Origin of the sequence: Streptomyces polyrhachis (assembly GCF_042663125.1) — a bacterium.
Lineage (GTDB): Bacteria > Actinomycetota > Actinomycetes > Streptomycetales > Streptomycetaceae > Streptomyces > Streptomyces polyrhachii.
In genome coordinates, this window is the sequence record NZ_JBHSZO010000050.1 from 23781 (window position 1) to 33428 (window position 9648).

Sequence of the window (9648 nt, forward strand, 5' to 3'; positions counted from 1 at the left end):
TTGGATCCCCGTCAGACCGCCGCGGGCCCGTCGCGCGGTCCGCGGCCCGAGAGGATCTCGCCGTACGCCTGCATCAGGTCCGCCAGCCGCAGGGTGGCGAGATCCTCCCGGGTGGGGAGCGCCGCGTAGCCGGAGAGGCGCAGATCGCGGTAGGCGCACGTCTTCTCGTACAGGGTGCGCAGGAAGCGGCCGTTGCCCAGCTCGTCGATCCAGCCCTGGTCGACCACGTGGCCGCAGATGCTGCGCAGCTCCTCCAACGCCTCCTCGTCCCAGACGTCGGCGTGCTGCGCCGCCATCGTCTCGCCGATCGCGGTCAGCTCCAGCGGGCGGTAGGAGGGGAAGTCCACCCGGCTGGTGAAGCGCGAGACGAGCCCCGGGTTGGCGGACAGCAGGCGGTCCATGCCCTCCGGGTAGCCGGCGAGGATCACCACCAGCCGGTCGCGGTTGTCCTCCGCCCGCTTCAGCAGCACCTGCAGCGCCTCGTCGCCGTAGGCGTCGCCCTTGCTGTAGCCGACGCCGGCGAGGCTGTACGCCTCGTCGATGAAGAGCACCCCGCCCAGCGCCGAGTCGATCAGCTCGTTCGCCTTCACCGCCGTCTGCCCGAGGTACTCGCCCACCAGGTCGGCCCGCCCGGCCTCCACCAGGTGGTCGCTGCCCAGCAGCCCGAGGGCGTAGAAGACCCGCCCGAGGATCCGCGCCACCGTCGTCTTGCCCGTGCCGGACGGGCCGGAGAAGACGAAGTGCCGCTTGGGCGGCTGCACCGGCAGCTCCTCGCCCGCCCGCAACCGCGCCATGTTCAGCTGCGCCGAGAGCGCGCGCACCTGCCGCTTCACCGGCTCCAGGCCCACCATGGCATCCAGCTCGGCCAGCGCCTGGGCCAGCAGCTCGGGATCGGCCGGACCGGTCGGCGGGGGTGGCTGCGGGCGGCGCGCACCGCGCCGGCGCCCCGCCTCCCAGTCCACCGGGGCCCGTTCGGCGTCCTCGCCCCACAGCGGGTCGGCGTCCTCGCTGTACGCCGCCGCGCCGCCCGTCTCCTCGCCGGACTCGCCGGCCTCGCCGCCGAACAGCTCCTCCAGCCCCGAGCCGGCGAGGGAGACGGCCGGCAGCCCCAGCACCGCGTCCATGCCGTCGCCGTCGGCGATGGCCGTGATCCGGGCGGTGGTGTCCATGAACGCCGGGTCGACGCGCTGCACCGCCCGGAACAGCGGCAGGGCCGCGGCGCTGCGGCCCATGCCCTCGTAGGCCCGGCCCAGCCAGTAGCGCAGCTCCTTGCGCTGCGGCTGCTCGCTGCGGCAGCGCATCAGCGCCCGCGCCAGCAGCGGCGCCGCCTGCCCGTACATCTCCAGCCGTACGCGCGCCATCCCGGCGAAGAGGCTCGCCTCCACGCCCAGCAGCGGGTCGCCGAGCAGGGGGCCGGTGTGCCGCAGGAGCTGCTCCCAGTCCTTGACCAGGTAGGCGCGGCAGGCGTGCAGGAAGCGGACCTGCCCGTCGGTGTCGACCGGCGGGCACTCGGCGAGCGCGCGGTCCAGCTCCGCGACGTGCCGGCCGTCCAGCCAGTGCGAGGCGTGCGCCAGCAGCAGGTCGCGCCCGGTGTCCAGCACCGGCTGCACCCACCAGCCCAGCCAGTACCAGGAGTTGAGGGAGCGCCCGTGGCGCTCGCGCTGCTCGCCGAAGCGGTCGCGGTGGCGGAACATCCGCAGCAGGGAGGTCGCGGTGTCCGCGCGCAGCGCGTGCAGCCCCAGCCAGGCGTCGGCCATCTCCGGATCCAGCCGCACGGCTGTGCGAAACTCCTCCTCGGCCCTGCTGTACGCGCCCATCGTGTACGCGTCGACCGCACGGAGCCAGGCCAGGTCCGCCGGGGCATACGAGCCCTGCGTGCCGCGATCCATCACGTCCCCACCGACCGTTTCCCCGAGGGGCCGCCGCCCCACGAGGGGCGAACGGCCGTGCAACGAAGGGGAGTTGCTGAGATGCCGACCCCTGCATGATACCCAGCCGACCCGAAACGGGCCCCCTGCCCGCACACCGGGGCGGCCCGGCGGCGGTCCACCGGGCGAGCTGCCGGTCACCGTCGGTGACATCAAAGGGGCGGGAGCAGGACGAAGCCCCCGGCCACGGGGGAACGGCCGGGGGCTTCGCGTCATGGGGTGCCGGCCCCGAAAGGCCGTACCTTCTGAACGTAAGACCTGTACGTCCCCGGGGTCAAGCCGGGCCGGCGGATCACCGGGGCAGGTCGGCGGGCGTGGTTTCCACGCAGTCGACACCCCCTCACGGAGCGTGAGAAGCAAGCGATTTCACCGCTCGGCGCCCGGCCCCGGACGCACCTCGTAGCCCGACTCCCCCTGGCGCACCAGCACCTCGGCGAACGGCCGGGACGGGTCGCGGGCGAAGTGCTCGCGCTCGGCGCGCACCCAGCCGTCCCAGAACGCCTCCAGCCCGGGCCCGTCGCGCCGCCGGCCGCGCCCCCAGGACGCCGCCTCGTCCAGCTCCATCCACAACAGCCGTGCCAGGGACGGCCGCAGCGCGCTTCGGCCCGCGCCCACCCCCTCCACCAGGACGACCGGGGCGGCCGGCACGGTGCGCACGGCAGTGAACTCCCGGCGCGTCCAGTCGTACACCCCGTGCCGCGCCGGACGGCCGGCGCGCAGCGGCGCCAGCACCTGCTCCTCCAGCCGCCCCGGCCACGCGAACAGCCCGGCGTGCGTGGCCAGATCGTCGAGGTGCACGACGGGGGCGCCGCCCAGCGCGGCCGCGAGCCGGGCGGCGAAGGTGCTCTTCCCGGAACCGGCGTGCCCGTCGACGCCCACCAGGCGCACCGGGCCGCAGGAGGGGGGCAGTGCGCGCAGCTCGGCAGCCAGCGCGGGCAGCTGCCTGCCGCCGGGTGGGACGGGTGGGACAGGAGGGGTGGGAGGGGGCGTCGGGTTCATCGGGGGCAGCCTACGGGCGCGCCCCGGCGGCGGGCGGCGGCGACGTCAATGGCTCAGACCAATGTTGGCAGGCTGGAAGACCTGGCCGAAGAGGGCGCCGGAGGTGAATAGTTGCCACCACGTACACCGCCCCGCCACCGGCCCGTCCTCTGGGAGATACGTATGCCCTCCGCCCCCTCTCGGCGTACCGTGCTCGCCGCCGCGCTCGCGGCAGCCGCCGGCGCGGCCGTCCCGCCGGCCGCCGCCCCGGCGTTCGCCTCGGCCCGTACCACCGGGCCCGCCACGCCCTCGCACGTGGACTACCGCGGCTTCTCCTCGGCCGCCGACTGGGCCGCCGGCACCGCCGCCGGCACGGCCGCGGCCGCGGGCACCCGCGCCGGCATCGAGATCGCCGCCCCGGCGGGAAGCCTCGACTACACCGACCCGCACACCCAGGTCACCGCCGCCTACGAGTACGCGACCTGGACCTCCCCGGTCCACACCCTCACCGTGCCCGCCACCGAGGTGGTCCCCTCCTGGAACGCCGCCACCCCCGCCGGCACCTGGATCCAGGTCGAGCTGCGCGGTACGTACAACGACGGCAGCGCGACCCCGTGGTTCACCATGGGCCGCTGGGCCGGCGGCGACGCCGACATCAAGCGCACCAGCCTCGACGGGCAGGGCGACGGCAGGTCCAGCGTCTGGACGGACACCCTCGCCGTCGACGACGCGGCCACGGGGCTGCGCCTGGCCTCCTACCAGCTGCGGCTGACGCTCCACCGCAGGGCGGGCAGCGGCGCCACGCCGACCGTGTGGCGCGTCGGGGCGATGGGCTCGGACGTCCCGGACCGCTTCGAGGTGCCCGCCACCACGGCGGGCGTGGCACGCGAGCTGCTCGTACCGCGCTACTCGCAGACCATCCACCAGGGCGACTACAAGGAGTACGACGGCGGTGGCGAGGCCTGGTGCAGCCCCAGCTCGACGGAGATGATCGTCGAGTACTGGGGCCGCGGACCCACCGCCGAGGACCTGGCCTGGGTGGACCTGCAGAAAAAGAAGAAGCACCAGGACCCCCAGGTCGACCACGCGGCCCGCTTCACCTTCGACTACCAGTACTCGGGCTGCGGCAACTGGCCGTTCAACACCGCCTACGCCGCCACGTACCGCGAGATGAACGGCGTCGTCACCCGGCTGAACTCCCTCACCGAGGCCGAGGCCCTGGTCGGCGCGGGCATCCCGCTGATCACCTCCCAGTCCTTCACGGAGTCGGAGCTGACGGGCGCCGGCTACGGCACCTCCGGCCACCTGATGACGGTCATCGGCTTCACGGCCGAGGGCGACGTCATCGCCAACGACCCGGCCAACTCGCCCACCGACGCGGACGTGCGCAAGGTCTACCGGCGGCGCGAGTGGGAGAACATCTGGCTGCGCACCAAGCGCTACAACGACAAGGGCGAGGTCCGCTCCGGCACCGGCGGCATCTGCTACGTGCTGTGGGGCAGCGAGATCAGCGCAGGTCAGCGCGAGGCGCTGGCCTCGGTGGGCATCGTCTGAGGCAGGTGCGAAGGCCCCGCTCCCCGACGGGGGGCGGGGCCTTTCGCCGTGCTCCGGGCCGGTCCAGGGGGCGCGCAGGGGGGACGGGCCGCGCTCCGCGGCCGGCGGACCGGTGACGCCCGCCACCCGTCGGTGACGGGGAGCCGCCGATCGGGCATACTCCATGCGTCGCGGGCCGATTCGCCGCGTCCTCCGCGACCCGGAGGGCGAGCATCGGCTACGACGCAAACCGATCGGCAGCGCGGCCGCACCCCAGGGACGCGCCTGCCGCAGACGCGCCCGAACAGGGAGGAGTGCGCCGCCATGCCCGACCCCATTCCCGCATACGGCCCCCGGCCGGTGGAACGCCGGCTGCCCACCGAGGAGGCCCGGGATCTGCTCGGGCTGGTCCGCGAGGTCATCGAGCGGGAGGTCAAGCCCAAGGCCGCCGTCGAGGAGGAGGCGGGCCACTTCCCCCGCGACCTCTTCCGGCTGCTCTCCGAGTCCGGTCTGCTCGGACTTCCCTACAGCGACGAGTTCGGCGGCGGCGACCAGCCCTACGAGGTCTACCTCCAGGTCCTGGAAGAGCTGGCCGCCGCCCGGCTGACCGTCGGCCTCGGCGTCTCCGTGCACACCCTGGCCTGCCACGCGCTGGCCGGATTCGGCAGCAAGGAGCAGCGCGCCGAACACCTGCCGGCGATGCTCGGCGGCGGGCTGCTCGGCGCGTACTGCCTCTCCGAGCCCGCCTCCGGCTCGGACGCGGCGGCGATGCGCACGCGCGCCGTACGCGACGGCGGGGACTGGGTGCTGGACGGCACCAAGGCGTGGATCACCCACGGCGGCGTCGCGGACTTCTACACCGTCCTGGCCCGCACCGGGGTCGAGGGCCCGCGCGGCATCAGCGCCTTCCTGGTGCCCGGGGACGCCCCCGGCCTCTCCGCGGCGGCGCCCGAGCGCAAGATGGGTATGAAGGGCTCGCCGACCGCGCAGGTCCATCTGGACGGCGTACGGATCCCCGACTCCCGCCGGCTGGGGGAGGAGGGCCAGGGCTTCTCCATCGCCCTGGCCGCGCTGGACTCCGGCCGGCTCGGCATCGCCGCCTGCGCCGTCGGCGTCGCGCAGGCGGCCCTGGACGAGGCGCTGGCGTTCACCGCCGACCGGCAGCAGTTCGGCCGGCCGCTCGCCGACTTCCAGGGGCTGCGGTTCATGCTCGCCGACATGGCCACCGCCATCGAGGCCGGGCGGGCGCTCTACCTCGCCGCCGCCCGGCTGCGGGACGCGGGGCTGCCGTTCTCCAAGGAGGCGGCGATGGCGAAGCTGTTCTGCACGGACGCGGCGATGAAGGTCGCCACCGACGCGGTGCAACTGCTCGGCGGCTACGGCTACACGGTCGACTTCCCGGCCGAGCGGTACATGCGCGAGGCCAAGGTGCTGCAGATCGTCGAGGGCACCAACCAGATCCAGCGGGTGGTCATCGCCCGCCAGCTGGCGGGTCCCGAGACCAGGCGCTGAGAGCGCTCCGCGACGACGGAGCACCGGGACCGGGGCGCCCCCTTCACGTGAAGGGGGCGCCCCGGTCCCGTCGTCGCCCTACGCGGCCTCGCGGAGGACCGGCCGACCCGGGGAGCGGGGGCCGCCCGCGTTTCGCATGGCCGGGATGTGGAAGCGGATCGGCTGGGAGCCGGGGCCGCCGGCGTGCGAGAAGGGCTGGCGGCGCCAGTCCAGCTCCTCGGGCAGCGTCAGCACCACCGCGGCCCGGTCCTCCCGCTCCTCCGGGACATCGCCCCACGCCTCCACCTGGGCCAGCGCGCGGCCGGAGCCCTCGCAGACGGTGAGGTCGAAGGGATTCCACGGGGTCACCAGCCGCGCGTGCCCGGGCAGTTGGCCCTCGCCGTCCAGCAGGGCGATGGGCTGGGCGCAGTCCGGGCAGGTCACGCGGAACATCTCGTACGTATCGAGGGGCTCGTCGTCGACTGCGTCGACCGCACCGCCCTCGTCCCAGATGTCGCACTCCATGACCTGCGCTACGGACCCGAGTCGCTTCACGTTCGCCATTTCTCTCCCCCTCGGGAAGGCCGAGCCGTGTGGGCCGGTGTGGGCCGGCAGGGGCCGGGCTCGATCACACACAGCATTTCCCCTGACCAGGAAGGCCTAATCATCTGTCCTGCGGCGCCCCGCACCGCGGGGCTGTGTCCTTCGTCACATGCGCACGGCATGTGGCTTGCCGCCCGCAGCCGCCCGCAGCCGCCCGCAGTGGTCCGGGAGGGGCCGGAGGTGCCGCCGGCGCCCCGGCACGGGTAAGTTGACCCGTCGTGGAGGAGTTGGACAGACGCATCGTGGAACTGCTCGTCGCGGACGGCCGCATGAGCTACACCGACCTGGGCAAGGCCACCGGCCTGTCCACCTCCGCCGTGCACCAGCGCGTACGGCGGCTCGAACAGCGCGGCGTGATCCGCGGCTACGCCGCGCTCATCGACGTGGAGGCCGTCGGGCTGCCGATAACGGCGTTCATCTCGGTCAAGCCCTTCGACCCCAGTGCCCCGGACGACATCGCCGACCGGCTGCGCGAGGTCCCCGAGATCGAGGCGTGCCACAGCGTCGCTGGCGACGAGAACTACATCCTCAAGGTGCGCGTGGCCGCCCCCGCCGAGCTGGAGGAGCTGCTCGCGCGCATCCGCTCGCTGGCGGGCGTCTCCACCCGTACCACCGTCGTGCTCTCCACGCCGTACGAGGCGCGCCCGCCGCGTATCTGAACCGACCACCCCCGAAGGCTGCCGACGTGACCGAGACCGCCCGCACCGTGCTGCTCCGCGGCGGAGAGATCCACACCCCCGCCGACCCCTTCGCCACGGCGATGGTGGTGACGGGCGACAGCGTCGCCTGGGTGGGCTCCGAAGGCGCCGCCGACTCCTTCGCCGACGGGGTCGACGAGGTCGTCCACCTGGAGGGCGCCCTCGTCACCCCCGCCTTCACCGACGCCCACGTCCACACCACCGCCACCGGCCTGGCCCTCACCGGCCTGGACCTCACCGACGCGGACAGCCTCGCCGAGGCCCTGGCCCGCATCCGCTCCCACGCCGCCGCCCGCCCCGCCGACACCGTGCTCATCGGCCACGGCTGGGACGAGACGCGCTGGCCGGAGCAGCGCCCCCCGTCGCGGGCCGAGCTGGACGAGGCCGCGGGCGGCCGTCCGCTCTACCTCTCCCGGATCGACGTCCACTCCGCCGCCGTCAGCACCGCCCTCACGGCCGCCGTGGCCGGCCTCGCCGGGCTGCCCGGCCACCACCCCGCCCTGCCGCTCGCCCGGGAGGCGCACCACGCCGTGCGCACCGCCGCGTACAACACCCTCGGGCCCGCCCAGCGCGAGGAGGCCCAGCGCGCCTCGCTGGCCCGCGCCGCCGAACTGGGCATCGGCTCCGTGCACGAGTGCGCCGGCCCCGACATCACCGGCGAGGCGGACTTCCTGGGCCTGCTGGCGCTGGCCGCCGAGCTTCCCGGCCCGCGCGTCGTCGGCTACTGGGGCGAGGCGGTGACCTCGGCCAAGGACGCCGAGCGCATCCGCCGCGACCTGGGCGCCCACGGCGCCGCCGGCGACCTGTGCGCCGACGGCTCCCTCGGCTCGCACACCGCCCACCTGCGCGAGCCCTACGCGGACGCCGCGCACCGCGGCAACGGCTACCTCGACGCGGAGGAGATCGCCGCCCACCTCGCCGCCTGCACCGAGGCGGGCATCCAGGGCGGCTTCCACGCCATCGGCGACGCCGCCAACGAGGCCGTCGTGGCCGGCGCCGCCCTGGCCGCCCAGCGCGTGGGCCTGGAGCGGCTGCGCGCCCTGCGCCACCGCGTCGAGCACGCCGAGATGCTGACCCCGGCCGCGGTCGAGGGCTTCGCCCGCTACGCGCTCACCGCCTCCGTACAGCCGGCCTTCGACGCCCTGTGGGGCGGCGGCGAGGGGATGTACGCCGAGCGGCTGGGCGGTGCACGCACGGCCGCCCTGAACCCGTACGCCGCCCTGCTGCGCGCCGGCGTGCCGCTCGCACTGGGCTCCGACGCCCCCGTCACCCCGCTCGACCCGTGGGGAGGCGTCCGCGCCGCCGCCTTCCACCGCACGCCGGAGCACCGCGTCTCGGTACGGGCCGCCTTCACCGCGCACACCCGCGGCGGCTGGCGCGCCATGGGCCGCGACGACGCCGGCGTGCTGGTGCCCGGCGCCCCGGCCGACTACGCGGTGTGGACGGCGGGGGAACTGGTCGTCCAGGTCCCCGACGAGCGGGTCGCCAACTGGTCCACCGACCCGCGCTCGGGCACCCCCGGCCTGCCGGAGCTGACCCCGGGCAGTCCGCTGCCCCGCTGCCTGCGTACGGTCGTCGCCGGCCGGACCGTGTACCTGGCCGGCTGAGCGCGCCGGCGTCCGGACGGCCTCCCCCCAGGGGGCTCGAAATGGCGCGGTATCGGGCCGAACGGGTGATTGGTGATCTTCCAATGGGCTCGAACGCACCCCCGGAGGTTTGCGCCCTCCCTCCGAGGCCACCGTGCTGACCTGGCGGTTTGCGAGGACACCCCAGGCCGCGCAGCGGTTGACACCGGCCGGGAGGGGCCCGGTAGTTTCGGCCGGGTCCACCACCGGACGTCCGGCCGCGGAGACCTCGCGCAGCCGCCGTGAGGACGCTGGGCCCCTCGGGTCTGGACGGGGTGCCGTACCGGCTGCCCGTCACAGGGAGCCAGGTCCAGTGTCTCCGGCACGGCGGCGAGGGACGCCGTCCGCGGGCCGGCAGGTGTGACCCGGGTGGGGCCCGGACGCTCAGTAGACAACGGCCTTCGGCCGATCCGCAGCCGGCGGATCCCGGGTCGGACCGAAGAGCACCGGGCCCCTGACCGCGCTCTGCATGTCGCGACGCTCGGCACGCGCCCCCAAGCTCTTCGAGCAGGGGGTACCCCAGCTCGAAGAGCTTGGGGAGGCACCGAGCGCCGCTTTTTCTTCCGCGGGGCAATTCGGGACCCGTTGCCCCCACGGTTGTCCACAGGCCCACGATGACCTGGGGCGCCTGCCCGGTATACGGTCACTGCATCACCACGACCTGCAGGAAGGCCAGCGACCGTGCACTCGGGCCCTGACACAGACTCCGCCGCTCCCGCCGGGCCCGGCGCCGGGCCCGGCGAGCAGGGAGAGCGGCCAGAGGCCGTACGGCGGGAAGGCGAAGGCCAGGGC

7 protein-coding genes are annotated in these 9648 nt (G+C 74.8%); 4 read left to right on the forward strand and 3 right to left on the reverse strand.

What is annotated here, in order from left to right; translation table 11 throughout:
• Nucleotides 1–11 precede the first annotated feature (11 nt).
• On the reverse strand, nucleotides 12–1889 hold the full coding sequence (locus ACFQLX_RS23490; protein ID WP_386418236.1) for an AAA family ATPase: 1878 nt from the start codon (nucleotides 1887–1889) through the stop codon (nucleotides 12–14).
• 405 nt (nucleotides 1890–2294) lie between these two features.
• A complete protein-coding gene (locus ACFQLX_RS23495) occupies nucleotides 2295–2927 on the reverse strand; it encodes a uridine kinase family protein (protein ID WP_386418237.1) in 633 nt (210 codons plus the stop codon).
• A 162-nt stretch (nucleotides 2928–3089) separates the two neighbouring features.
• Between ACFQLX_RS23495 and ACFQLX_RS23500 the strand changes: the two genes are divergently transcribed.
• Nucleotides 3090–4460, forward strand: coding sequence for a peptidase C39 family protein (locus tag ACFQLX_RS23500; RefSeq protein ID WP_386418239.1), 1371 nt, complete (start codon nucleotides 3090–3092; stop codon nucleotides 4458–4460).
• A gap of 303 nt (nucleotides 4461–4763) precedes the next feature.
• Nucleotides 4764–5951, forward strand: a complete 1188-nt coding sequence (locus ACFQLX_RS23505) for an acyl-CoA dehydrogenase family protein (RefSeq protein ID WP_386418241.1) — start codon at nucleotides 4764–4766, stop codon at nucleotides 5949–5951.
• Nucleotides 5952–6029: 78 nt separating this feature from the next.
• On the opposite strand, the gene ACFQLX_RS23510 is transcribed toward ACFQLX_RS23505, so the two are convergent.
• A complete protein-coding gene (locus ACFQLX_RS23510) occupies nucleotides 6030–6494 on the reverse strand; it encodes a hypothetical protein (protein WP_386418243.1) in 465 nt (154 codons plus the stop codon).
• Nucleotides 6495–6751: 257 nt separating this feature from the next.
• Between ACFQLX_RS23510 and ACFQLX_RS23515 the strand changes: the two genes are divergently transcribed.
• The gene (locus ACFQLX_RS23515) at nucleotides 6752–7192 is read left to right on the forward strand and encodes an Lrp/AsnC family transcriptional regulator (RefSeq protein WP_386418244.1); all 441 of its coding nucleotides are present in this window, start codon (nucleotides 6752–6754) and stop codon (nucleotides 7190–7192) included.
• 26 nt (nucleotides 7193–7218) lie between these two features.
• Complete coding sequence (locus tag ACFQLX_RS23520; RefSeq protein WP_386418246.1) at nucleotides 7219–8838, forward strand: amidohydrolase; 1620 nt, start codon at nucleotides 7219–7221, stop codon at nucleotides 8836–8838.
• Nucleotides 8839–9648: the final 810 nt, after the last annotated feature.